Consider the following 23,597-nt stretch of genomic DNA (forward strand, 5'->3'; position numbering starts at 1 on the left):
GTAACCGAAGGCCCGGACGCTTGAACCGGCCGTCCGAACCGCGAGATGGAGATCATGTGCTGGAAGAGGTGGAGCGCTGGCTGGGCCGGCGGTCCTGGTCCGTGGCGGACCGGCCGCTGGAGCGGATCCTCGCCGCCAAGCGGGGGACGACGGTCAGCGTCGTCCTGCCCGCGCTGAACGAGGAGGCGACGGTCGGGGACATCGTCTCCGTGATCCGGCGCGAGCTGATGACCGAGTCCGTGCCCCTCGTGGACGAGCTGGTGGTGATCGACTCGGGCTCCACGGACCGTACGGCGGAGGTGGCGGCGGCGGCCGGCGCGCGGGTGGTCGCGCGGGACGCGATACTCCCCCGCATACCGGCCGTGCCCGGCAAGGGCGAGGTGCTCTGGCGGTCGCTGATGGCGACGAGCGGGGACGTGGTCTGCTTCGTGGACGCGGACCTGCGGGACTTCTCGGCGGACTTCGTGACGGGGATCGTGGGGCCGCTGCTCACGGACCCGGACGTGGACTTCGTGAAGGCGATGTACGACCGCCCGTTCGGCACGGAATTCGATGGGCTCGCCTCCGGCAAGGCTCCCGGTCAGGGCGGCCGGGTGACGGAGCTGGTGGCGCGCCCGCTCCTGAACCTCCACTGGCCCCTGCTCGCCGGTTTCGTGCAGCCGCTGGGCGGCGAGTACGCGGCGCGGCGCTCGCTGCTCGAACGGCTCCCCTTCCCGGTCGGTTACGGGGTGGAGCTGGGGCTGCTGGTGGACGCCCTGCACACGGTGGGCCTGGACGCGCTCGCGCAGGTGGACGTGGGGGTGCGCAAGCACCGGCACCAGGACGGGCAGGCGCTCGGCCGGATGGCGGCGGCGATCTACCGGACGGCGCAGCTGCGGCTCTCGCGGGGCCATCTGGTGCGGCCGCGGCTGACGCAGTTCGAGCGGGGCGAGAAGGGCTTCGAGCCGCGGACGTACGCGGTGGACACGGAGGAGCGGCCGCCGATGGTGGAGATCGCGGAGTACGCGCACCGCCGCGTGGCGTAACGCCCCGCAATGATCCGCTTTGCATAAATTGCCCTTTTATGCGCTTCACGCACCTTCACCTCGGGCTCGGGAGAGTGCTCGCGGCCGCCGGGCTCGTCGCGGGCTCGCTCGCGTTCACGGCGGCCGGTCCGGCCGCCGCGGACGTGGTCGAGCCCTTCGGCAAGCGGTACGACGAGTCGCCGTACGGCGACTTCACGACGATCGGCAACACGGTCATGGGCTGTCCGACCGCCCCGGCGGACCTGGCGGCCCGCTGCGCGACCGCGGCCTCCGGCCAGGGCTCGGACGACAACAACACCTTCGTGCTCCGCAACAGACCCGCACCCCCGACCCCCGGGCCCCGGGGCGGTCACGCCGGCTCCACGGCCGAGACCGGGCGCAGCGGCGAGCGGCTGTGGCTGCTCGGGGCGCTGGCGGTGGCCCTGGCGGCGACCGGCCTGGTGGCGAAGGCGGCGATGCGCGGCCGACGCGACTGACCTGCGGCAACTCCTCGTGGCCGAATCAGCTCGTCTCGTATACGTACGTTTGAGCGTTTACGGGACGGGCTAGGTTCGCCACATGGCAACTGTGCTGGTGGCATCCAACCGGGGCCCGGTCTCGTACGCGCTGGGCGAGGACGGTTCGCTGGACGCCCGCAAGGGCGGCGGCGGCCTGGCGTCGGCCCTGAGCACCATCGACTCCCAGGAGAGCCTCTGGGTCTGCGCGGCGCTCGGCGAGGGCGACCGGGAGGCGGTGCGGCGCGGGACGGCGGAGCCGGGCGTGCGCATGCTGGACATCGATCCGGGGATCTACGCCGACGCGTACAACGGCATCGCGAACTCGGTGCTGTGGTTCCTCCACCACCACCTGTACGACATCCCGCGCGAGCCGGTCTTCGACGCGGGGTTCCGCCGCCGCTGGGAGTCGTACCGGAGCTACAACCGGGCGTTCGCGGAGGCCCTGGCGGCGGAGGCGGCGCAGGGCGCGGAGGTCCTGGTGCAGGACTACCACCTGGCGCTGGTCCCGGGGCAGCTCAGGGACCTCCGCCCGGACCTGCGGATCGCGCACTTCACGCACACGCCGTGGGCATCGCCGGAGTACCTGCGGATGCTCCCGACCGACATCCGCGGGGAACTCCTGCGGGGGATGCTGGGCGCGGACCGGCTGGGCTTCCACACGCACGCGTGGGCGGAGGCGTTCGAGCGGGGCGCGGGCGGGCTGGGACGGACGCGGGTGGCCGCGTATCCCCTGGGGGTGGACGGGGAGGAGCTGCGGGCGCTGGCGTACCGCCCGGAGGTGGACGACCGCCTGGCGCGGCTGCGGGACGAGGTCGGCGACCGGAAGACCATCGTCCGAGTGGACCGGACGGAACTCTCGAAGAACATCCTGAGAGGCCTGCAGGCCTACCGGGAGCTCCTGGCGACCCACCCGGAATGGCGCGACCGGGTGGTGCACATGGCCTCGGCGTACCCCTCGCGCCAGGACCTGGAGGCGTACCGCTCGTACACGGCCGCCGTCACACGGCTCGCGAACGAGATCAACGCGGAGTTCGGCACGGCGGACTGGCAGCCGGTCCTGGTCTCGGTGGAGGACGACTTCACCCGCTCCCTGGCCGCCTACCGCATGGCGGACGTGGCCCTGGTGAACCCGGTGCGCGACGGCATGAACCTGGTGGCGAAGGAGATACCGGTCGTCTCGGAGTCGGGCTGCGCGCTCGTCCTCTCGCGTGAGGCGGGCGCGTACGAGGAACTCCACGAGGACGCGATCACGGTGAACCCCTTCGACGTCACGGAGACGGCCCGGGCCCTGCACACGGCCCTGACGATGCCCTCCACGGAACGGGCGGACCGCACCAAACGCCTCGCCGCCGCGGCCACCGCGCTCCCCCCGCAACGCTGGTTCCTGGACCAGCTGGAGGCGCTGCGGGAACGGTGAGCCGGTGGCCCGGAAGAGATCGAGAACGGCCTCCGTCCCACGCAGGCTGCGCGCGTGCGCGCGTACGACAGCGTCGATGCGGCGCCGCTCCGCCCGACGGCGCGGGCGGAGCGGGCTGCCGTTCAGGAGGAGAGGCGGTTCAGCGCTGCGGTGGCGATGCCTTCGACGTGGGTCGGGGCGTGGGTGGGCCGGCCGGTGAGCTCGACGATGCCGACCCTGGTGCCGCTGCGCAGGACCGCGACCCCGCCGGCGGCGGTGCCGTCGCCGTTGTAGGCCGGGTACCAGCGGGCGGTGCCGCCGGTGGTGGTCAGGGTGTGGGCCGCGCCGTAGTACCAGTGGCCGGCGGGCTCGTCCTGGCAGTCCTGGACGAGCGCGACGAGCTGCTTCTCCCAGGTGGCGGCCGCGGCCTTGGTGGGGGCGCTCGCGGCCGACTCGCTCAGCCGGCCGTCGGTGGTGAGGGTCCAGTTCACGGACGCGTACGCGGTGGCCTTGCCCTTGGTCAGGTCGCGCATCGTCTCCTCGCCGGAGCACGCGGACAGCCCCTGGCGTCCGTCCAGCGCAACGGTCGCGCCGACCGGGTTCAGGGCCTTCGGGAAGTCCTCGCTCTGGACGAGGTCCGCGGAGCCGAGTCGGGGCACGGCGACCGCGGCCGCGGCCTGGTGGGCGGCGACCGCGGTGCGGTGGGCGGCCCCGGCGGCGGCGGCCGACTGGGTGCCTGCGACGCCGGCCGTGATCAGTGCGGCGGCGAAGCAGGCCGCGGCGGCGACCCGGTTGCGGCGAACGGACTTCTGCTGGACGGTCTGGTTCTCGGTCATCTGGTCCCCCTGCTGGTCGGGACGCCTGCTGCGTCCTCGTACAACCGGGGAGATGCCGCCGGAGGAGGGAAAGTTGGAGCCCTGACCGGCTGTTTCACAGCCGTGACAAAGCGGTCCTCACGACGCGGTCCATCGCGGCCGTCCCCAGGCAGGCGTCGACCTCCAGCACCCCGTAGTGGGTGCCGCTGCGCAGCACGGCGATGCCGCCGCAGGGCTCCTCGCCCTCGGGCGCCGTGCCGGTGGTGTTGAGGGATCCCTGGTAGACGCCCATCCAGCTCGCGGTGACGTCCGGGGCGAGCCGCAGCGTCGTGGTCCTTCCATAGACCCAGTGCCCTGGCGCTTCCTCCTGGCAGGGCACCTGCTCCAGCAGCAGGCGCTGGGAGAAGTTCTGCGCCAGGGAAGCGCTCCGGGCCTCGGCGGCGACCTCGCGGGCGACCTGGTCGGCGCCGTCCCAGGCCAGCGTGGGGTCGCTCGCGTTGGTGCGGGTGCCGGTCATCAGTCCGCGGAAGTGGGCACCGGGCCCGCCCAGGGTCTCCGTGAGGGTCTTCTCCCCGGTGCAGGCCGCGTTGGCGTAATTCCCGTCGCCGTACCGGTCGGTGACGTGGATCTTCCCGACGCCGGCGTCCGGGCCGAACGCCGCGGGTTCCAGAAGGTTCGCCTTCGTCACCGGCCCGGTCGAACCGGTCGGCGAGCCGGAACCGGAGGCCGAGGGCGCAGGGGTGGACGCGCCGGGCGGCGCGGGAGCGGACGCGCCCTGGGTCGCCCCGCCGACCGCTGCACCCGACCGCGCTGCCGGGTGCGCGTCGGCGCCGGGCGGAGAGGGCAGGACGAATCGGCCGGTCACCAGCCCGAGCACGGCGGCCGCCACCAGGGCGGCGACGGCGGACCGGGGCCGGACGACGGCGTGGCCGCCGCCCCTCGCGGGACCGCCGTTCACGGACCGGTGACCAGGCGCTCGCGCATGAAGCGGCGGGCCTGGTGGATCCGGTCCTTGACCGTGCCCAACGGGGCGTCCACCTGCTCGGCCACCTGGACGTAGGTCAGGTCGCCCAGGTCGCGCAGCACGAAGGACTCCACCAGGGTGGGGTGCTGCTGCTCCAGCGCGGCCAACGCCTCCATCAGGTCGAGCCGGCTCCCGGCGATGACGCTCGTGGTGCGCGGGTCGACCGACTCGGGGAGGTCGGCGTGGCTGTCCTCGGCGCGTCGGCGCATCGAGCGGTAGGTGGACCGGGCGGCGTTCGAGGCGATCACCGTCACCCAGCCCAGGAAGGAGCCGTGGCCGCCGTACTCGCCCAGGTGCGTGCTGATGGACAGCAGGGCGTCCTGCGCGGCCTCCTCCGCGTCGGCGTGGTGGGGCAGGAAGCGCGAGCAGCGGCGCAGCACCATCGGCCGCAGCTTGGCCAGCAGGTACTCCATCGCCCCCGGGTCGCCCGCCTTGGCAGCCGCCACGAGCCGTTCCAGCTCGCCTTCCTCGAACACCCTGATCCCCGTTTCGTCCCGCCTGGCATCCCGCCCGCCGAACGGGAGTTCCCCACTCCCCCCGACTCCGGCAGAATGCTGCCACATGCGCAAGCTCGGCCGTTACCTCCTCCTGGAGCGGCTCGGAGCCGGCTCCTTCGCGACGGTCTGGAAGGCCTACGACCCGGAGCTCGACACCGAGGTCGCGGTGAAGGTGCTGGCCGACAACTGGGCCGCCAACGCCGATGTGCGCGAGAGGTTCCTGGCGGAGGCGAGGCTGCTGCGCCGGATCGCCAGCCCGCGGGTGGTCCGCGTGCACGACGTCGGGGTGCAGGAGGACCGGCCCTACTTCGTCATGGACCACGTACGCGGCGGCACCCTGGAGGACCGGGTCGGGCAGTGCGACCCGCAGGAGGCGCTGCGGCTGGCTGCGGAGGCGGGCTACGCGGTCCAGGTCCTGCACGAGGCGGGTGTGGTGCACCGCGACGTCAAGCCGTCCAACCTGCTGCTCTCCACCGGCTCTGCGCCGGCCGCGGTGCTGGTGGCGGATCTGGGCAGCGCGAAGCAACTGGCCGACGCGTCCGGGCTGACGGTGACCACGGGCACGCCGGCGTACATGGCACCGGAACAGGCCTTCCAGACCGGCGGGTTCGACGGGAGGGCAGACGTCTACGCGCTGGCCGTCGTGACCTACGAGCTGCTGACCGGGCAGAAGCCGTTCGGCCCGGGCGGGCGCGCCACAGCCCTGATGACCGACCAGCCGACCGCCTCGACGCTGCCGGCGCTCCCGGCCGGAGCGGAGCTTCCACCGAACGTCGCCCTGCTGCTACGGGCCGCGATGTCCGTCGAGCCGGCGGATCGACCGCCGACCGCGCAGGCCTTCGCCGACGCGCTGCTGGCTCCGGTCCCGCAGTCCCAGCCCCTGGAAGGCCCCGGGTGGCTGACCCCGCGCACGGTCTGTCTGGCGTCGGGCGCGGTGTTCACGGCGACGACCCTGCTGAGCTGGCTGCAGCGTTGAATCCGACGGGGAGCCGGTCCGCGCCTCGTACCGGCGCCGGACCTCGTCGTCCTCCTCATCGATGGTGCCGTACGTGATCCGGCACCCGATGAATCCGTGTACGTCCGCTCCCATGACGACGGATTCTCGCCGGCTCTCAGCGAGCGGTGCTCATGGATTCCCGCCGCTCCCTCCCCCACGCCGCCAGCGGCTCCAGGGCCTCGTTGAGGCGGAGGCCGGACTCGGTGAGGGTGTATTCGACGCGGGGCGGGACCTCGTCGTAGGAGGCGCGGGCGACGATGCCGTCCGTTTCCATCTCGCGCAGGTGGGAGGCGAGGACCTTCTCCGTGATGCCCGGGACCAGGCGGCGGAGTTCGCCGAAGCGGCGGTGGGGCTGCTCGTGGAGCGCCCAGAGGATGAGGACCTTCCACTTGCCGCCGATCACCTCCATCGCGGTGTCGATCCCGCAGACGTGGCCGGTCCCGGCTGCCGGTCGGTTCAGTGTCGCCACGCGCCCCACCCTTCTGACCTGTTCGCTCACCTCAGGGTAACCACCCACTTGGAAGTGGGTACTTGAGCAGGTCAGAGGGCCTGCAGCAGCCTTCTGCGCATGACGCAGAACAACATCCCGAAGTCCCCCGTCTCCCTCCTCGGTCTCGGCGCCATGGGTGCCGCCCTCGCCCGCACCTGGCTCGCGGCCGGGCATCCGCTCACCGTCTGGAACCGCACCCCCGCCCGCGCCGAGGCGCTCGCCGCCGAGGGGGCGAAGGTCGCGGACAGTGCGGCCGCGGCCGTCGCGGCGGGTGGGCTCGTCGTCGTCTGTCTGCTCGACGACGAGTCCGTCGGATCCGCCCTCGACGGGGTCGACCTGGTCGGCAAGGACCTCGTCAACCTCACCACCACGACCCCCGCCCAGGCCCGGGCCCGGGCCTCCTGGGCCGAGGAGCGGGGCGCCCGTTACCTCGACGGCGGCATCATGGCCGTCCCGCCGATGATCGGTGTCCCCGAGGCCGGCGGTTACGTCTTCTACAGCGGCTCCCGGGAGTTGTTCGAGATGCGCCGGACCGTCCTCGCCGTACCTGTCGGCACCGAGTACGTCGGCGAGGACCCGGGGTTCGCCGCCCTGCACGACGTGGCCCTGCTCAGCGCCATGTACGGGATGTTCGCCGGCGTCGCGCACGCCTTCGCCCTCGTACGGAGGGCGGACGTCGACCCCGTCGCCTTCGCCCCGCTGCTCGCCGACTTCCTCTCCGCCATGGCCCCGAGCGTCCACCGGACGGCCGCGCAGCTGAAGAGCGGCGACTACACCACCGGCGTGGTCTCGAACCTCGCGATGCAGGTGGCGGGCACGCCGACGTTCCTGGCCACGGCCGAGGGGGAGGGCGTCAGTGCGGAGCTGCTGCGGCCCTACTTCGAGCTGATGCGGCGGCGGCTCGACACGGGCAGCGGGCAGGAAGACCTGACCGGCGTCGTGGACCTGTTGCTTCGTTGAGCGGGAATCCGTCGTCGCTATTCGGTGCTACCCCTCCTCCTGAGGGGTCCTCTCGTGTCAGACTCTGCGGCGATCGTTCCCCCAGGCGATCCGTTTTCCCCACCCCAGAGGCAAAGCGGAAGGATCGCAAGACACGTGAAGAAGATTGTCGTGGGCATGACCCTCGGGTCGGCGCTCACCGCACTCCTCGCCGCGGGGCTCACCCCCGCCGCCGCGCAGGAAGCCCGGGACGTCGCACCCGCGGGCGCGAACGCGCACCGGACCGACGACCGGCCCGGACCTCTCACGAAGCAGCGCACCAAGCTGCGCGAGCAGGCCATCGACCTGGTCGCCAAGGGCAAGGCCAAGGCGAACGCCAAGGGCGTCGTCGAGGTCGCGCCCGGCAAGTTCGCCGAGACCGAGACCACCACCGCCACCCGCCAGGAGAAGATCTTCACGATCCTCTCCGAGTTCGGCGACCAGGGCTCCGGCAAGCTCGGCACCGTCCCCGGCCCGCTGCACAACCAGATACCCCAGCCGGACCGCAGCACCGACAACTCCAACGCCTGGACCGCGGACTTCTCCAAGGCCCACTACGAGGAACTCTTCAACGGCTCCGGCGAGTCCATGAAGACCTTCTACGAGGGCCTGTCCAGCGGCAAGTACTCGGTGACCAACACCGTCGAGGACTGGGTCAAGGTCCCCGGCAACGCCTCCACCTACGGCGACAACTCCGTCGAGGACACCGGCGGCTCCTGGGCCTTCATCCAGGACACCGGCGACGCCTGGTGGAACGCCCAGCTCGCGGCCGGCAAGTCGCCCGCCGAGATCGACGCGTACCTCGCCCAGTTCGACGTCTGGGACCGCAACGACTGGGACCACGACGGCAACTTCGACGAGGCCGACGGCTACATCGACCACTTCCAGGCCGTGCACGCCGGCATGGGCGAGGACGCCGGCGGCGGCGCCCAGGGCGAGGACGCCATCTGGTCCCACCGCTGGTACGTGAACGGCGACGACTACGGCCTCACCGGCCCCGACGTCTCCGGCACCCAGAACAAGCAGGGCGGCGCCCGCATCGGCCAGTCCAAGTACTGGCTCGGCGACTACACCACCGAGGGCGAGAACGGCGGACTCGGCGTCTTCTGCCACGAGTTCGGCCACGACCTCGGCCTGCCGGACTTCTACGACACCAACGGCGGCGAGAACTCCACCGCCTTCTGGACCCTCATGAGCTCCGGCTCCTGGCTCGGCCACGGCGCCGCCGCCAACGAGGGCATCGGCACCCACCCGGGCCTCATGGGCGCCGAGGAGAAGCTCTTCCTCGGCTGGCTGGACTACGCCGACGCACCGCTCGGCGCCACCGGCTCGTACACGCTGAGCCCTGCCGCGCTCCAGGTCACCGGCAAGGAGCAGGCCGTCCGCATCGCGCTCCCCGACAAGACGAGCAGCACCACCTACGCGACGCCCACCTCGGGCACCCACGCCTGGTGGACCGGCTCGGCCGACGGCCTCAACCAGTCCCTCACCCGCTCCGTGCCCGCCACCTCGCGCGTCACGGTCAAGGCGAGCGCCTGGTACGAGATCGAGGCCGACTTCGACTACCTCTTCGCCGAGTACTCCCTCGACAACGGCGCCACCTGGGCCCGCGCCGGCGCAGCCGTCTCCGGCTCCTCCGCCGGCCGGTGGACGACGCTGCGCTACTCGTACGACTCCGCCGGCAAGCCGTCCCTCTTCCGCTTCCGCTACCAGAGCGACGGCGGCGTGCACTTCGCCGGCGCGTTCCTGGACGACATCGCGCTGACCTCCGGCGGCACGACCCTGGCGTCGGACGACGTCGAGCAGGGCGTCGGCGGCTGGACCGCGCAGGGCCGCTGGAAGATCTCCACCGGCACCGAGACCGCCACCGCCCCGCGGTACTACCTCGTGGAGAACCGCGAGTACGTCGGCTCCGACGCGCTCCTCGCCCAGGGCCCGTACCAGTTCAGCAAGGGCATCACGGCGCCCGACTGGGTCGAGTTCTTCAAGTTCCAGAACGGCATGCTGGTCTGGTACGTCGACCGGTCCTTCGACGACAACAACGTCAGCAACCACCCCGGTGGCGGCTCGGCGATGGCCGTCGACGCCCGCCCGGCCCCGTTCCGGTACGCCGACGGGACCGCGCCCAGCAACCGTCGCCAGCCCTTCGACGCGACCTTCGGCCTGGAGGCCACCGACGCGACCTGCCTCCACAAGGAGGTCCTGGTGGGCAAGGGCGGCAACAAGACCGTCCAGACGCTGGCGGCCTGCGCCCCCTCCGTCCCGGGCATCCCGGTCTTCGACGACACCGACCCGAACGCGTACTACGACACGACGGCCCCCCAGGCCAGCGTGAAGGTCGCCGGTCACGGCCTGCGCGTCACGGTCACCGGTGACGCCGGCGACGACCTGACGATCAGCGTCGCCAACCCGGCCGCGCACTGATCCGTACGAGAAGAAGAGGGCGGTACGGAGCTTCCGTACCGCCCTCCTCGTATGTCCGGGGCCCGCGTCTCCGGGTCCGCGTCTCCGGGCCCGCGTCTCCGGGCCCGCGTCTCCGAGGCCGCTGGGCCGCGCCTGCGGGCCGGCCGCCTCAGGCCTCCCGTACCGCCCTCGCCAGTTCCGTCAGGAACTCCACCACGCCCGGCGGGCCCGCCACCGAGAGGTCCGCGCGGCCGGCCAGTTCCGGGACCTCCGTGGAGCCGCTGCACACCAGGACGCCCGGGGTGCCGTCGGAGCGGAGCTTCTCGACCGCCGCGAAGGCCGGCAGGTCGCCCAGGTCGTCGCCCGCGTAGAGCACGGACCCGGCGCCCACCTCCCGTACGTACTCCGCGAGGGCGACGCCCTTGTCCATGCCCGGGGGCCGCAGCTCCAGGACCATGCGGCCCGGCTCCAGGACGAGGCCGTGGGCGACGGCCAGGTCGCCGAGCGGGCCCTTGAGGGCCTCGAAGGCGCCCTCCGGGTCCTCGGCGCGGCGGGTGTGGACGGCGACCGCGCGGCCCTTCTCCTCGATCCAGACGCCCGGCCAGGCCCCGGCCCGGTCGAGGAAGCCGGGAAGCTCGGCGCGGACGGAGGCGACGCCCGGGTGCGGGGCGGCGGCCTGGACGGTGCCGGTGACGGCGTCCCAGCGCTCGGCGCCGTAGTGGCCGAGGACGACGAGGTGCTCGAGGCCGGGGACGCCGGCGAAGCCGCCGTAGCGGACGGCGACCCCGGCGGGGCGGCCGGTCACGACGGCGATCGAGGCGACCCGGGGGGCGAGGGCGGCGAGGGCTGCCACGGCACCGGGGTGGGCGCGGGCCTGCTCGGGGTCGGGGACGATGTCGGCGAGGGTGCCGTCGAAGTCGAGGGCGACGACGGCCTTCGCGGGCCGCGCGAGGAGCGCGGCCAGGCCGTCGCGGCCGGACGAATGGGGTCTCCCCTGCTCGAACAGGGTTGAGAGCTTGGGGAAGGTCGGGTGCGGGAGGCTGCTGACCATGCTTCCGACCCTACCGACGTACGGGTGTCACGTCAGCGTGGCCGGGGTCACCCTTCTCGCCGCCGCTGCTTCTCTTCCCGGACCCGGCGCAGCCGGTTGACGGTGACAGGGTCGTGGGCGAGGGCACGCGGGTCGTCGAGGAGGGCGTTGAGGAGCTGGTAGTAGCGGGTCGGCGAGAGCCCGAGCCGCTCGCGGACGGCGCGCTCCTTGGCACCGGGGCCGGGCCAGGAGCGCCGCTCGACGGCGAGGAGCGCCTGCTCGCGCTCCCCGAGCCCACTGCCTTCGGCCTCGTCGGTCATAGGACCAACCTATTACTCCGCGTTCTCCAGCGCCGTCGCGTCCCGTCCTATCCGGCCGAGGACCTCGGACGGCCTGGCGCCGGGGGTGACGGCCTTGCCGATGTTCTGCTTGATGTTCTCGCTGACCTTGGCCCAGGAGGTCTTGCCGACCGGCGGGAGCTGGGCGTCGGGCAGGACCTTGAGGAAGACGCGCAGGTTCTCGTGCTCGGGGTCGGTCTCCATGCGGGTGGAGGCGGTGACGGTGGCCGGCAGCAGGTCGTTGTCCCCGGCGAACTTCAGGACGTTCTCGTCGCTGAAGACGAAGTTGAGGAAGTCGCCGATCTCCTTGTGGTGGCCGTTCTGCCTGAAGCCCATGATCCAGTCGGCGACGCCCATGGAGGTCCTGGGGGTGCCCTCGGCGCCGGGCAGCGGGACCTGGCCGACCTGGACGCCCCGCTTCGCGGCCTCCTTGAGGAGCGAGGGGTGGCCGTTGAGCATGCCGACCTCGCCGCTCGCGAAGGCGGCGAAAGCCGTCTTGCGGTTGAGCTTGCCGGGGGCGATGGGGCCGGTGAGGTCCTTGCCGACGAGGTGGGTGCGGAGCCACTCGAAGGTGCGCACGTTGGCCTCGGAGTCGACGGCGTAGCGGTCGGAGGCGTCGGTCCAGCCGCCGCCGCCGGCGAGCAGCCACATGAGGGCCTCGGCCTGGGCCTCCTCGGGGCCGAGGGGCAGGGCGAAGGGGGTGGTGACGCCCTTGGCCTTGAGCTTCTCGGCGGCCTCGACGAGTTCGTCCCAGGTGGTGGGGGCCTTGGCGCCGGCCTCCTGGAAGAGGGCCTTGTTGTAGAAGAGCGGCCGGGTGGAGGCGACGAAGGGCATGCCGTACTGGGTGCGCTTGTACGCGCCGGCGGAGGCGAGCGGGCCGAGGAAGTTGGCCTGGACGGGGATGGAGAGGAGCTCTTCGGCGGCGTAGAGCTGTCCGGCGGCCGCGTAGTCGGAGTAGGCGCCGATCTGGGCGATGTCGGGGGCCTCGCCGTCCTTGACCATCTCGGCGACCCTGCGGTCGACGTCGTCCCAGGAGAGGACCTGGACCTCGACCTTGACGCCGGGGTGCTTCGCCTCGAAGGCGGCGACGAGGTCGGCCCAGTACTTCTTGGTGCTGTCGCCGCCGTTGAGGTCGTAGTCGGCGGCGACCAGCTTCAGGGTCACGTCGCCGGAGTCACCGCCGAGGGTGCCGCAGCCGGCGACCGTCGCGGTCAGTCCGAGGGCGGCGGCGGCCGCGGTCAGTCCAAGGAATCGTCGCCGCTCCACGGCTTCATCCACCTTTTGCTCGTCGTTGAGCTGTCGTCCATCTGCATTGAGCTGCGTGTTTGCACTTCTCAGGGCCGTAAGTCTGCCCCGCCCCCGGGCATGAGGTCTACACCACTTGGGTATCACTTCCGCAACTGCGGCGGGACCATGGCCCCATGGTCGGCGTCGAATTTGTATCCGAGCGCAACAATCCTGGCCAGTGGACTAGACCTGTTAGGTCCTCGCGCGCCAGAATGTCCCCCGTGAGACACGTCATCGCCCTGGATGTGGGCGGCACCGGTATGAAGGCCGCCCTTGTCGGGGCGGACGGCACCCTGCTGCACGAGGCCCGCCGCGCCACCGGGCGCGAGCGCGGCCCCGAGGCCGTCGTGGAGACGATCCTCGGCTTCGCCGAAGAGCTCCGCGCCCTCGGCCAGGAGCGGTACGGAGAGCCCGCGGCCGCGGCCGGAGTCGCCGTCCCCGGCATCGTCGACGCGGAGAACGGCATCGCCGTCTACGCCGCCAACCTCGGCTGGCGCGACGTTCCCATGCGCGAACTCCTCAGCCGCCGGCTCGACGGCGTCCCCGTCGCCCTCGGCCACGACGTGCGCACCGGCGGCCTCGCCGAAGGCCGTATCGGCGCGGGCAACGGCGCCGACCGCTTCCTCTTCGTCCCCCTCGGCACCGGCATCGCCGGAGCCATCGGCATCGGCGACCGCATCGAGGCCGGCGCCCACGGCTACGCGGGCGAGATCGGTCACATCGTCGTCCGCCCCGGCGGCACCGACTGCGGCTGCGGCCAGCGCGGCTGCCTGGAGCGGTACGCCTCCGCCTCCGCCGTCTCCCTCGCCTGGGCCGAGGCCAGCGGCGACCCGGAGGCCGACGCCGCCGACTGCGCGAAGGCCGTCGAGTCCGGCGACCCCACGGCCGTACGGGTCTGGCAGGACGCCGTCGACGCGCTCGCCGACGGGCTCGTCACCGCGCTCACCCTCCTCGACCCCCGGACGCTCATCATCGGTGGCGGTCTCGCCGAGGCCGGGGAAACCTTGTTCACACCCCTCCGGGCCGCCGTGGAGGAACGCGTCACGTTCCAGAAGCTGCCCGCCATCGTCCCGGCGGCCCTCGGGGACACCGCCGGATGCCTGGGCGCGGGCCTCCTCGCCTGGGACCTTCTCTCCCTCGACTCGGAGGTTTCCGCCTGATGGCCGATCACCAGGTTCTCGCCGGCGCGCACGTCGTGCTGCCCACCGGAACGGTCGAGAACGGACGCGTGATCGTCGCCGGCGACCGCATCGCGGGCTCCGCCCCCGAGAACGCCCCCACCGTCGACCTCACCGGGCACTGGCTGGTCCCCGGCTTCGTCGACATGCACAACCACGGCGGCGGCGGCGCGTCCTTCACCTCCGGCACCGTCGACGAGGTCCTCAAGGGCGTCCACACCCACCGCCTGCACGGCACCACCACCGTCGTCGCCTCCTTCGTCACCGGCGACATGGACTTCCTCACCCGGCGGGCCGGGCTGCTCTCCGAGCTCGCCGAGCAGGGCGAGATCGCCGGCCTCCACTTCGAGGGCCCGTTCATCTCCCCCTGCCGCAAGGGCGCCCACGACGAGACGCTGCTGCGCGACCCCGACCCGGCCGAGGTCCGCAAGCTGATCGACGCCGCCCGCGGCCAGGCCAAGATGGTCACCCTCGCGACCGAGCTGCCCGGCGGCCTCGACTCCGTCCACCTGCTCGCCGAGCACGGCGTGATCGCCGCCATCGGCCACACCGACGCCACGTACGAGCAGACGCGGGCGGCCATCGACGCGGGCGCCACCGTCGCCACCCACCTCTACAACGCGATGCCCGCGCTCGGACACCGCTCCCCCGGCCCGATCGCCGCGCTCCTGGAGGACGAGCGGATCACCGTCGAGCTCATCAACGACGGCACCCACCTCCACCCCGCCGCCCTGGAGCTCGCCTTCCACCACGCGGGCCCCGGGCGCGTCGCCTTCATCACCGACGCCATGGACGCCGCCGGCTTCGGCGACGGCCGCTACATGCTCGGCCCGCTCGCGGTCGACGTGAAGGACAGCGTCGCCCGCCTCGTCGAGGGCGGCTCCATCGCCGGCTCCACCCTCACCCTGGACCGCGCGTTCAAGCGCGCCGCCACCATCGACGGCCTGCCCGTCGAGTCGGTCGTCCAGGCCATCTCCGCCAACCCGGCCCGGCTGCTCGGCGTGTACGACCGGGTGGGCTCCCTGGAGCCCGGCAAGGACGCCGACATCGTCGTCCTCGACGCCGAGTTCGAGCTCAGGGGCGTCATGCGCAAGGGCGAGTGGATCGTCGACCCCACGGCGGACAAAGCCGCCTGATCAGGTGTCACCCGGGAAGGCGGTCGGCCGTGGGTCTGGGCCAACCGCCTTTCCTTTGGCATGATCGGTGCCCGTCGGGACGAGCGTTCCACAAGACTTCACACGGAGTACGGGGGGTGGACGGGTCTTGATCCTCACGGTCACCCTCAACACGGCACTGGACCTGACCTACCGGGTCCCCGCGCTCACCCCGCACGCGTCCCACCGCGTCACCCAGGTCATCGAGCGGCCCGGCGGCAAGGGACTCAACGTCGCCCGCGTCCTCGCCGCCCTCGGGTACGAGACGGTCGCCACCGGCTTCGCGGGCGGCGCGACGGGCGCGACCCTGCGGGACCAGCTCGCCGCGACGCCGGTAAGGGACGAGCTCGTCGAGACCGCCGGGCCCACCCGCCGCACGGTCGCGATCGTCGACACCGCGAGCGGCGACACCACCCAGCTGAACGAACCCGGCCCGAGCGTCACCGCCGCGGAGTGGACCGCCTTCCGCGCCCGCTTCACGGAGCTCCTCGACGGAGCCCGTGCGGTCGCCCTCTGCGGCAGCCTCCCGCCGGGCATCCACGTCGGCGCGTACGCGGAACTCGTCCGCCTCTCCCGCACCGCCGGCGTCCCGGTCCTCCTGGACACCAGCGGCGAACCCCTCCGCCGCGGCATCGCCGCCCGCCCCGACCTGGTCAAACCGAACGCCGATGAACTCGCCCAGCTCACCGGCTCCCGCGAACCCCACCGGGCCACCCGCGACGCCCGCCGCCGGGGCGCGCACGCGGTGATCTCCTCCCTCGGCCCCGAGGGCATGCTCGCCGCCACCCCGGAAGGCCTGTGGCGCGCGACCCCGCCGGCCACGGTGAAGGGCAACCCCACGGGCGCCGGCGACTCCGCCGTCGCCGGCCTCCTCTCGGGCCTGGTCGACGAGACCCCCTGGCCGGACCGCCTCACCCGCGCGGTCGCCCTCTCGGCGGCGACGGTCCTGTCCCCGGTGGCCGGCGAATTCGACCCCACGACGTACGAGGAACTGCTGCCGCGGGTGACGGTGACGGAGGCGGGCGGCGCGGCCTGAGCCGCGCCCCGGCCCCTCGCGTCAGCTGCCGGTGTGACCGGCCTCCAGGTAGACCTGGTCGAGGATCGCCTCGCACTGGTCCCCCGCCTCGCAGGAGATCTTGAGCGCGTTGGAGCCCTTGTTGAGGTTCACGTAGGCGTACGTGTACGTCCAGCCCTTCTCCCAGTCGCCCTCGGCGGCCTTCGCGAAGTTGGACATGTTCACCTTGCGCGGCGTCGCGCCGTTGACCGTCAGGGACGTCTGGGCGTCCTTGCCGGGCACGCTGTACGTGATGCGGAGCGTGTACTCGCCTTCGTTAGGCACGTCGACCGACCAGCTCGCCGAGCTGCCGACGCCGCTCAGGGTCACGTAGGCGCCGTTCGTGCCCTTCGCGCCCTTCACGCCGGTCCCCGTCGTCGCCGAGCCGCCCAGCGTCAGCGTCGCCGCGTCCTGCTTGGGGAGCTCCTCCGGGGTCTTGTCGGTGGTCGGTTCGGTGCTCGGGGTCTCCGAGACCTGGGACGGCGCCGTCGACGGGGTGTTCCCGCCGGCCTTGTCGTCCTTGTCCTTCTCGTTGCCCGAGTTGGAGATCACCGCGGCCGCGATGCCGATCACGACGACCGCGACCACCGCGACCGCGCCGATCAGCAGGCCCTTGGTGTTCGGGCCGCGGCCGGAGCCGCCGCCGCGCTGGGGCGGGATCGGGCGGGTCTGCGGCTGCGCGCCGTACGTCTCGGGCGCGGCGTACTGCGCCTGCGGCCTGCCGTACGCGGCCTGCTGCTGCGGCGGCACGTACGGCTGCTGCTGGCCGTACTGGCGCTCGCCGACCGTCCTGACCTGGTTGTACGAGGTCCGGGGCACGCCCGGCTGCGCGGGGGCGGGGCCGGGGTAGCCGTAGCCGCCGCCCTGCGGTGGCTGGGCACCCGCTGCCTGACCGTCGGCGTACAGGTAGCCGAACGGATCGTCGTCCTCGGGCTTGTTCGCGCCGTCGTTACCGGCAGCCATCCGGGTCATCCTCTCCATGCTCGCCAGCCGTCGCCGACCGGCCGAGCCTACCCCGAACGGACCAGCGCGCGACTCAGCCCGCCCGCCGGTGGACCTTGGCGCGGGAGCGTTTCTCCACGTACATCCGCTGGTCCGCCGAGTTCAGGACCTCTTCCACGGTCATCCCGCACTCGGCCCAGCCGATGCCGAAACTGGCCCCGACACGGACCGCCCGCCCGTCCACCCGGATCGGCGGAATGATCGCGTTCCGCAGGCGTACGGCCAGGTCGGCGGCGTCGGCGGCCCCCAGGCCGTCGGCGAGGACGACGAACTCGTCACCGCCGAGCCGGGCGACCGTGTCGCCGTCCCGCACGCCGGTGGTGAGCCGGCGCGCGACCTCGATGAGGACGGCGTCGCCCGTGTGGTGCCCGAAGCGGTCGTTGATCGACTTGAAACCGTCGAGGTCGCAGAAGAGGACCGCGAGCCCCTTGGTGCCGTCGTCGACCTCGCCGCCGGTGGGCGCCACGATGTGCACATGGTGGTCGTACGGGCCGCCGGCCGCCGGCTCGAAACCGAAACCGTGCTCGTGCTCGTGCTCGTAGGCCTGAGGCTCGCGGCCGGAGTCGTACGCGGGCTCGTAGGAGGGCTCGTACCCCGGCTCGTAGCCGCCGTCGTGGCCCGTGCCGTACCCACCGTCCCGCTGGGAGTCGTACGCCCCGTACGCCGCCTCGTCCCCCGGCGCCGCCGGACGCTCGCAGAGCCGGGCGGACAGCCGGGAGCGCAGCTCGGCGCTGTTGGGAAGGCCGGTGAGGGCGTCGTGCGAGGCGCGGTGGGCGAGCTGGAGCTCGTGCCGCTTGCGCTCCTCGATGTCCTCGACGTGGGTGAGGAGGAAGCGGGGCCCGTCGGCGGTGTCGGCGACCACGGAGTTCCGCAGGGAGACCCAGACGTACGTGCCGTCCCGGCGGCCCAGGCGGAGCTCGGCCCGACCGCCCTCGGCGGAGGTCCGCAGCAGGGTCCCGATGTCCTCGGGGTGGACGAGGTCGGCGAAGGAGTAGCGCCGCATCACGGAGGCGGGGCGGCCGAGGAGCCGGCACAGGGCGTCGTTGGTGCGCAGGAGGCGGCCGTGCTGGTCGCCGCCCATCTCGGCGATGGCCATGCCGGAGGGGGCGTACTCGAAGGCCTGCCGGAAGGACTCCTCCGAGGCCCGCAGGGCCTGCTGCTCGCGCTCCAGGCGGACGAGGGCGCGCTGCATGTTGGAGCGGAGCCGCGCGTTGCTGATGGCGATCGCGGACTGCGAGGCGTACATCTGGAGCGCTTCCTGGCCCCAGGGGCCGGGGTGCCGGCCGTTGCGCGGGCGGTCGACGGATATGACCCCGAGGAGCTCACGGCCGGAGCCGGAGGCGTACATGGGGGCGTAGAGCCGGTCGTGCGGGTGCCACTCGTCCTCGAAGCGGGGCGCGGGCCCGTCGGTGTGCCACTGGGGGACGTCGTCCTCCATGAGGACCCAGCCCTCGGTGTGCGGGATGAACCGCAGGTCGCCCCAGGGGACGCCCATGGAGAGCCGCCGCTCCCAGGAGGAGCGGGAGCCGACACGGCCGGTGATCAGGGCCTCCGCGGCGGAGCTTCCGGCGAAGGCGGCGACGACGAGGTCACCGTCGGGGCGGACGAGGTTGACGCAGGCCAGCTCGTAGTTGAGACCGGCGACCACACCGTCGGCGACGGTCTGCAGGGTGTCCGCCAGGCTGCGGGCAGTATTGAGGTCCGCCACGACCTGATGCAGCTGCCGCAGGGTCGAGAGACGGACGTAAGGCTCCGACTCGGTCTCCATCGCTCGCTCTCCCCGAGACCTCGACAGCAACTCCAGGGTTCTCATCGGCTTCGTGTTGCACTGTCCCCGCCACTGAATCACAGCGAGCTGCGCCCCAGGTACACAGGGTCAGCAAATACTGCCCTCTGTGACTCAAGTCACAGCAGATGATGGCGGGTCGCACCGGCCGCCCGCATATGACAGGACCTAGGTCCGTCGGGGGTGGGGGTCTGGTCCCCGGGCCCGATGCCGCGCGGAAGGGCCGCGGACTAGCGTTCACGGCGTGCTGCAGAAGACACCACCCTCACCCCCCGTCTCCGATCTCGCGATCCCTCATGCTGAGGGGGTGAGCAACGACGAGTTCCGGGCGGCCATGGCCCGCCTCGCGGCCGGCGTGGTCCTGGTGACCGCGCACGACCCCGACGAAGGCCCGCGCGGCGAGGACGTCGGCATGACGGCCACCGCCTTCATGTCGGTCTCCCTCGACCCGCCCCTGGTCCTCGTCAGCCTCCGCAACGGCTCCCGCATGGACGACCTGCTCGCCGAGGTCCCGGTCTGGGCGGTGTCGATGCTCGCGGAGGACCAGCGGCACATCGCCGGCCGCTTCGCCATGAAGAACCGCGTCAGCGACCGCCTCCTCTTCGCCGACCTGCCCTACACCCGCGGCGAGGTGAGCGGCGCCCCGCTGATGGGCGGCGCCCTGTCGGTCCTGGAGTGCCGCACGGAGAACCGCGTGGTGGCCGGCGACCACACGCTGGTGGTGGGCCGGGTCCTGACGGTCGGTCTGCACACGGGCGAGGGCGGCCCCCTGACGTACTTCCAGGGGAAGTACCGCCGCCTGTCCTGAGCCCCTTCGGGAGGGCCTCGTCAGCCCCAGTCGCGGGACTGGCGGATGCGCTTCGTCTCCGAGCGCTGCTTCTTCTCGCGCAGGCGGCGCTCGTTGATGCCGCGTGGGATCTTCGTCGGGCGGCGGGGCTTCGGGGGTGGGGCCGTCGCCTCGGCGAGGAGGGCGGCCAGGCGGACCGCGGCCGTCTCGCGGTTGCGCCACTGGGAGCGGTGCTCCGAGGCGCGGACCGTCACGACGCCGTTGACCAGGCGGGAGGCGAGGCGCTCCAGGGCGCGGGCCTTCCACACCTCGGGGAGCGCGTCGGTGGCCGCGAGGTCGAAGCGGAGCTCCACCTGGGAGTCGCTGGTGTTGACGTGCTGACCGCCCGGCCCCGACGACCGCGAGAAACGCCACTGGAGCTCGGCCTCGGGCAGCGAGACGGAGCCGCGGATGGGATACGGACCGGACATGCCTTCCATGTTCCCCGGAGGGGGCCCGAGGAGTCATCCTGTTTTCCGCAGGGAGGCGGCCGGGAACCGCCGGCCGCCGACGTGCGTTTCTCCAGGCGACGACAGAACGATGAAAGGGACTTTCCATGGCTGTGAGCCTGTCCAAGGGCGGCAACGTCTCCCTGACCAAGGAGGCCCCGGGCCTCGCCGCCGTCACCGTGGGCCTCGGCTGGGACGTCCGCACCACCACCGGCACCGACTTCGACCTCGACGCCTCCGCGATCGGCGTGGACGCCGCCGGGCGCGTCGCCTCGGACGCCCACTTCGTCTTCTTCAACAACAAGTCGACGCCGGACCAGACCATCGTGCACACCGGTGACAACCGCACCGGCGAGGGCGGCGGCGACGACGAGCAGATCAACGTCAACCTGGCGGCCCTCCCGGCGACCGTCGACAAGATCGTCTTCCCGGTCTCCATCTACGACGCGGTGTCGCGCTCGCAGAACTTCGGCCAGGTGCGCAACGCGTACATCCGCATCGTGAACCAGGCCGGCGGCACCGAGATCGCCCGCTACGACCTCTCCGAGGACGCCGCCGTCGAGACGGCCATGATCTTCGGCGAGCTGTACCGCAACGGCGCCGAGTGGAAGTTCCGCGCCGTCGGCCAGGGCTACGCCTCCGGCCTCGAGGGCATCGCCCGCGACTTCGGCGTCAACCTCTGATCCTTCGCGATCTCGCAGAGCCCCGGTAGGAATTCCCGCCGGGGCTCTACCCTGTGGCGCGTGATCGTCGAAGCCCTCCCGCGCACGGAAGCACACGCCCTCCCGGGCCCGCTGCTCACCGAACTCACCGCGCTGTACGCGTCGAACCAGGAGTTCCAGCAGCTCAGCGGCGACTTCCCGGACCCCGACGACATCCGGCCCGAGCAGGTCGCCGCCGCTCTCGCCGACGAGCTCGCCCAGCCGACGGCCGAGGTGCTCCTCGCCCGCGCGGAGGGCCGGCTCGTCGCCGTCGCGATCACGCTCGGCCGCCACCCCGACCCGGCCCAGGCCGACCCGTGGCTCGGTCTGCTGATGGTCCACGCCGACGCACAGCGCGCCGGCTACGGCCGCCGGCTCGCCGCCTACGTCGAGACGGGCTTCCGCGCCGAGGGCCGCACCGGGCTGCGGCTCGCCGTCCTGGAGAACAACCCGAAGGCGCTGGCCTTCTGGACCTCGCTCGGCTACGAGGAGATCGCCCGCCGCCCGGACCTCGGCCACGGCCGCCCGTGCGTCGTGATGCGCAAGAGCCTGGGCTGAGCCGGCCGGGCTACGGCTTCTCGGGCTTCTCGTCGCCGTACAGCCAGACGTCCCACAGCGCGTCGAGGTCGCGGCCCGCCACGCTCTCCGCGTAGGCCGTGAAGTCGTCGGTGGTGGCGTTGGCATGGCGGTACTTCTCCGCCCAGCCGCGCAGGATCTCGTCGAAGACGTCGTCGCCGACCGTCTCGCGCAGCTTGTGCAGGACCATCGCGCCCCGCTGGTACACGGGCGGGTCGAAGAGGTTCTCGGCGGCGGGCGGGGCGGCCGGCGGGAAGGCCCAGTTGGCGTCCTGGGCGAAGGCCCGCGCGAAGTGGGTCGAGGCCGGGACGTGCTCGTACTCCTCCGCGTACAGCCACTCCCCGTACGTCGCGAAGCCCTCGTTCAGCCAGATGTCCTGCCAGCTCTCGGGCGTGACCGAGTTCCCGAACCACTGGTGGGCCTGCTCGTGGAGGAGGGTCGCCCGGTCGAAGGAGGCGGCGGGGAAGACGGGCCTGCTCTGGGTCTCCAGGGCGTAGCCGAGGGTCCCGTCCCTGGTGACGACGGCCCCTGCGGCGGAGAAGGGGTACGGGCCGAAACGCTTCACCTGGCGGGCGAGGAGCTCGGGGATCTCGGCCCGCAGGGCGGCGCTGCCCGGCGCGACGAGGGCCTCGGCGGCGGTGAGGACGGGCACGGTGCCGAGGGCGGTCGCCGTCCCCGTCTCGTACCGGCCGATCGCGACCGTCGCGAGGTAGCTGGCCATGGGCTCGGCGGTGTGCCAGACGGTGGTGACGCGGCCGTCCTTCTCCGTCCGCCGCTCGGTCCTGACGCCGTTGGAGAAGCCGTCGAGGCCGGCGGGGAGGGTGAGCGTGAGGGTGTAGGTGGCCTTGTCGGAGGGGTGGTTGTTGCCGGGGAACCAGGTCATGGAGCCGGCCGGTTCGCCGACCGCGATCGCCCCGTCGGCGGTGCGCAGCCAGCCCTCCTTGGAGCCGTCGGCGTCCGTGAGGGGTTCGGGGACGCCCGTGTACGTGACGGTGGCGGTGAACTCCTTGCCCTTGGCGAGCTCGTCGCGGGGGCGGAGGGTCAGTTCGTTCGCGGCCCGGTTGTACGCGGCGGGGGCACCGTCGACGGTGGCGCCGCGCACGGTGAGTCCGGCGAGGTCGAGGTTGAAGGCGCTGAGGTCCTGGGTGGCGCGGGCGGTGATCTCGGCGGTGCCGTCGAGGCGGCCGGTGGCCGGGTCGTAGGCGAGGGTGAGGTCGTAGTGCGCGACGTCGTAGCCGCCGTTGCCGAGCTTGGGGAAGAGCGGGTCGCGCAGTCCGGCCGCGCCGGGGGTGCCCCGGACGCCGCCGGCGGCCTCGGTGCAGCCGCCCACGAGCAGGACGAGGGCGGCGAGGGCGAGGGTTCCGGTCCGACGGCGTTGTGACACGTACCGATCTTAAGAGGTCAAAAACGAAAAAAGGCGGTGCCGCCCGGTCGGGGGATCCGGGCGGCACCGCGGCTGGGAGACGTCAGCAGGTGAGAGACGTCCGCTCGCGAGGGACGTCAGTTCGCGAGGGCGGCCACGCCGGCCTGGGCGAACTTCTCGTCGAGGTCGCCCGAGGGGGCACCCGCGACACCGATGCCCGCGATCGGCGCGCCCTTGGCGGTCACCGGGGCGCCGCCGGCGAGGAAGAGGGTGCCGGGGATGTCCTTCAGCTGCGGGGCCTGGGCGAGACGGCCCGCGAGGACGGAGGTCGGGGCGTTCCAGGAGACGGCCGTGAACGCCTTGCGCTCGGCCGACTCGTACGACTGCGGGCCCGCGCCGTCGCCGCGCAGGGTCACGATGGTGTTGCCGTTGCGGTCGACGACCGCGACGGACACCCGCTGGTTCTCCGCCGCGGCGGCGTCCAGGGTCGCCTGCGCGGCCTTGGTGGCGGCCTCGATCGTCAGATGCGTCGACTGCATGGTGTTGCCGTTGTCCGCGTCGGCCATGACGGCGGCGGGAGCGGCGGCCGGGGCGGCGGCGTTCGCGGAGACCACGCCGAAGGTACCGGCGGCGACGACAGCGGCGGCAGTGGCACCGAGGACGGTCTTCTTCATGACTGACTCCGTAAGAGGTGAGGAGGAGAAGGGAGGAGAGGGAGGGGGAAGCCTTCG

Annotated in this window: 24 protein-coding genes; 12 read left to right on the forward strand and 12 right to left on the reverse strand. The window is 72.6% G+C overall.

The window, feature by feature from the left end:
* Positions 1 to 56 precede the first annotated feature (56 nt).
* From ABT041_RS06850 to ABT041_RS06860, 3 genes are all read left to right on the forward strand, one after another.
* The gene (locus ABT041_RS06850; RefSeq protein WP_351180166.1) at positions 57 to 1,025 is read left to right on the forward strand and encodes a glucosyl-3-phosphoglycerate synthase; all 969 of its coding nucleotides are present in this window, start codon (positions 57 to 59) and stop codon (positions 1,023 to 1,025) included.
* 38 nt (positions 1,026 to 1,063) lie between these two features.
* Positions 1,064 to 1,501 (forward strand): hypothetical protein, encoded by a 438-nt coding sequence (locus ABT041_RS06855; RefSeq protein WP_351180169.1) that lies wholly within the window; start codon positions 1,064 to 1,066, stop codon positions 1,499 to 1,501.
* A gap of 82 nt (positions 1,502 to 1,583) precedes the next feature.
* Positions 1,584 to 2,939 carry an alpha,alpha-trehalose-phosphate synthase (UDP-forming) gene (locus tag ABT041_RS06860; RefSeq protein ID WP_351180171.1) on the forward strand — a complete coding sequence of 452 codons (1,356 nt, stop codon included), beginning with the start codon at positions 1,584 to 1,586 and terminating at the stop codon, positions 2,937 to 2,939.
* Between the two features lie 122 nt (positions 2,940 to 3,061).
* Here the strand turns inward: ABT041_RS06860 and ABT041_RS06865 are convergent, their stop codons facing one another.
* From ABT041_RS06865 to ABT041_RS06875, 3 genes are all read right to left on the reverse strand, one after another.
* On the reverse strand, positions 3,062 to 3,754 hold the full coding sequence (locus tag ABT041_RS06865; RefSeq protein WP_351180173.1) for a hypothetical protein: 693 nt from the start codon (positions 3,752 to 3,754) through the stop codon (positions 3,062 to 3,064).
* Between the two features lie 94 nt (positions 3,755 to 3,848).
* Positions 3,849 to 4,691, reverse strand: coding sequence for a hypothetical protein (locus ABT041_RS06870; RefSeq protein WP_351180176.1), 843 nt, complete (start codon positions 4,689 to 4,691; stop codon positions 3,849 to 3,851).
* Positions 4,688 to 5,233, reverse strand: coding sequence for an RNA polymerase sigma factor (locus ABT041_RS06875; RefSeq protein ID WP_351180179.1), 546 nt, complete (start codon positions 5,231 to 5,233; stop codon positions 4,688 to 4,690). Before ABT041_RS06875 ends, ABT041_RS06870 begins: the two co-directional genes overlap by 4 nt.
* A gap of 85 nt (positions 5,234 to 5,318) precedes the next feature.
* Here ABT041_RS06875 and ABT041_RS06880 point away from each other — a divergent pair, with 85 nt between their 5' ends.
* Positions 5,319 to 6,230, forward strand: coding sequence for a serine/threonine-protein kinase (locus ABT041_RS06880; protein ID WP_351180182.1), 912 nt, complete (start codon positions 5,319 to 5,321; stop codon positions 6,228 to 6,230).
* 136 nt (positions 6,231 to 6,366) lie between these two features.
* Here ABT041_RS06880 and ABT041_RS06885 read toward each other — a convergent pair whose 3' ends face one another.
* Positions 6,367 to 6,720: a winged helix-turn-helix transcriptional regulator gene (locus tag ABT041_RS06885; protein WP_351180185.1), complete on the reverse strand. Its 354-nt coding sequence runs from the start codon at positions 6,718 to 6,720 to the stop codon at positions 6,367 to 6,369.
* Between the two features lie 99 nt (positions 6,721 to 6,819).
* On the opposite strand from ABT041_RS06885, the gene ABT041_RS06890 reads away from it, so the two are divergent.
* Both ABT041_RS06890 and ABT041_RS06895 read left to right on the forward strand, forming a co-directional pair.
* Positions 6,820 to 7,701 (forward strand): NAD(P)-dependent oxidoreductase, encoded by an 882-nt coding sequence (locus ABT041_RS06890; RefSeq protein WP_351180188.1) that lies wholly within the window; start codon positions 6,820 to 6,822, stop codon positions 7,699 to 7,701.
* Positions 7,702 to 7,836: 135 nt separating this feature from the next.
* Positions 7,837 to 10,143, forward strand: a complete 2,307-nt coding sequence (locus ABT041_RS06895; RefSeq protein ID WP_351180191.1) for an immune inhibitor A domain-containing protein — start codon at positions 7,837 to 7,839, stop codon at positions 10,141 to 10,143.
* A gap of 148 nt (positions 10,144 to 10,291) precedes the next feature.
* Here the strand turns inward: ABT041_RS06895 and otsB are convergent, their stop codons facing one another.
* The 3 genes from otsB to ABT041_RS06910 are packed head-to-tail and all read right to left on the reverse strand — an operon-like array spanning position 10,292 to position 12,768.
* A complete protein-coding gene (gene otsB, locus ABT041_RS06900; RefSeq protein WP_351180194.1) occupies positions 10,292 to 11,173 on the reverse strand; it encodes a trehalose-phosphatase in 882 nt (293 codons plus the stop codon).
* A gap of 47 nt (positions 11,174 to 11,220) precedes the next feature.
* Positions 11,221 to 11,472 (reverse strand): DUF3263 domain-containing protein, encoded by a 252-nt coding sequence (locus ABT041_RS06905; protein WP_351180197.1) that lies wholly within the window; start codon positions 11,470 to 11,472, stop codon positions 11,221 to 11,223.
* Positions 11,473 to 11,484: 12 nt separating this feature from the next.
* Positions 11,485 to 12,768, reverse strand: a complete 1,284-nt coding sequence (locus ABT041_RS06910; protein ID WP_351180200.1) for an extracellular solute-binding protein — start codon at positions 12,766 to 12,768, stop codon at positions 11,485 to 11,487.
* A 230-nt stretch (positions 12,769 to 12,998) separates the two neighbouring features.
* On the opposite strand from ABT041_RS06910, the gene ABT041_RS06915 reads away from it, so the two are divergent.
* The 3 genes from ABT041_RS06915 (at position 12,999) to ABT041_RS06925 (ending at position 16,145) form a co-directional block, all read left to right on the forward strand.
* On the forward strand, positions 12,999 to 13,937 hold the full coding sequence (locus ABT041_RS06915; RefSeq protein WP_351180203.1) for an ROK family protein: 939 nt from the start codon (positions 12,999 to 13,001) through the stop codon (positions 13,935 to 13,937).
* Positions 13,937 to 15,091, forward strand: coding sequence for an N-acetylglucosamine-6-phosphate deacetylase (gene nagA, locus ABT041_RS06920; protein WP_351180206.1), 1,155 nt, complete (start codon positions 13,937 to 13,939; stop codon positions 15,089 to 15,091). The genes ABT041_RS06915 and nagA overlap by 1 nt, the downstream gene beginning before the upstream one ends.
* Positions 15,092 to 15,218: 127 nt before the next feature.
* Positions 15,219 to 16,145, forward strand: coding sequence for a 1-phosphofructokinase family hexose kinase (locus ABT041_RS06925; RefSeq protein WP_351180209.1), 927 nt, complete (start codon positions 15,219 to 15,221; stop codon positions 16,143 to 16,145).
* Between the two features lie 21 nt (positions 16,146 to 16,166).
* Here the strand turns inward: ABT041_RS06925 and ABT041_RS06930 are convergent, their stop codons facing one another.
* Both ABT041_RS06930 and cdgB read right to left on the reverse strand, forming a co-directional pair.
* Positions 16,167 to 17,126 carry a CBM35 domain-containing protein gene (locus tag ABT041_RS06930; protein ID WP_351180212.1) on the reverse strand — a complete coding sequence of 320 codons (960 nt, stop codon included), beginning with the start codon at positions 17,124 to 17,126 and terminating at the stop codon, positions 16,167 to 16,169.
* 73 nt (positions 17,127 to 17,199) lie between these two features.
* Complete coding sequence (gene cdgB / locus ABT041_RS06935) at positions 17,200 to 18,933, reverse strand: diguanylate cyclase CdgB (protein WP_351180215.1); 1,734 nt, start codon at positions 18,931 to 18,933, stop codon at positions 17,200 to 17,202.
* 262 nt (positions 18,934 to 19,195) lie between these two features.
* Between cdgB and ABT041_RS06940 the strand changes: the two genes are divergently transcribed.
* On the forward strand, positions 19,196 to 19,759 hold the full coding sequence (locus ABT041_RS06940) for a flavin reductase family protein (RefSeq protein ID WP_351180218.1): 564 nt from the start codon (positions 19,196 to 19,198) through the stop codon (positions 19,757 to 19,759).
* A 20-nt stretch (positions 19,760 to 19,779) separates the two neighbouring features.
* Here the strand turns inward: ABT041_RS06940 and arfB are convergent, their stop codons facing one another.
* Positions 19,780 to 20,217 carry an alternative ribosome rescue aminoacyl-tRNA hydrolase ArfB gene (gene arfB, locus ABT041_RS06945; protein WP_225803491.1) on the reverse strand — a complete coding sequence of 146 codons (438 nt, stop codon included), beginning with the start codon at positions 20,215 to 20,217 and terminating at the stop codon, positions 19,780 to 19,782.
* Positions 20,218 to 20,333: 116 nt separating this feature from the next.
* On the opposite strand from arfB, the gene ABT041_RS06950 reads away from it, so the two are divergent.
* Both ABT041_RS06950 and ABT041_RS06955 read left to right on the forward strand, forming a co-directional pair.
* Complete coding sequence (locus ABT041_RS06950) at positions 20,334 to 20,909, forward strand: TerD family protein (RefSeq protein WP_351180223.1); 576 nt, start codon at positions 20,334 to 20,336, stop codon at positions 20,907 to 20,909.
* Positions 20,910 to 20,969: 60 nt separating this feature from the next.
* Positions 20,970 to 21,485, forward strand: coding sequence for a GNAT family N-acetyltransferase (locus ABT041_RS06955; protein ID WP_351180226.1), 516 nt, complete (start codon positions 20,970 to 20,972; stop codon positions 21,483 to 21,485).
* A gap of 10 nt (positions 21,486 to 21,495) precedes the next feature.
* On the opposite strand, the gene ABT041_RS06960 is transcribed toward ABT041_RS06955, so the two are convergent.
* Both ABT041_RS06960 and ABT041_RS06965 read right to left on the reverse strand, forming a co-directional pair.
* On the reverse strand, positions 21,496 to 22,887 hold the full coding sequence (locus tag ABT041_RS06960; protein WP_351180229.1) for a M1 family metallopeptidase: 1,392 nt from the start codon (positions 22,885 to 22,887) through the stop codon (positions 21,496 to 21,498).
* A 116-nt stretch (positions 22,888 to 23,003) separates the two neighbouring features.
* Entirely contained in the window at positions 23,004 to 23,540 is a 537-nt protein-coding gene (locus ABT041_RS06965; protein ID WP_351180232.1) for a GlcG/HbpS family heme-binding protein, read from the reverse strand.
* Between the last annotated feature and the right edge of the window lie 57 nt (positions 23,541 to 23,597).

It is taken from the genome of Streptomyces sp. NPDC002825 (genome assembly GCF_040295385.1).
Taxonomy (GTDB): Bacteria; Actinomycetota; Actinomycetes; order Streptomycetales; family Streptomycetaceae; genus Streptomyces.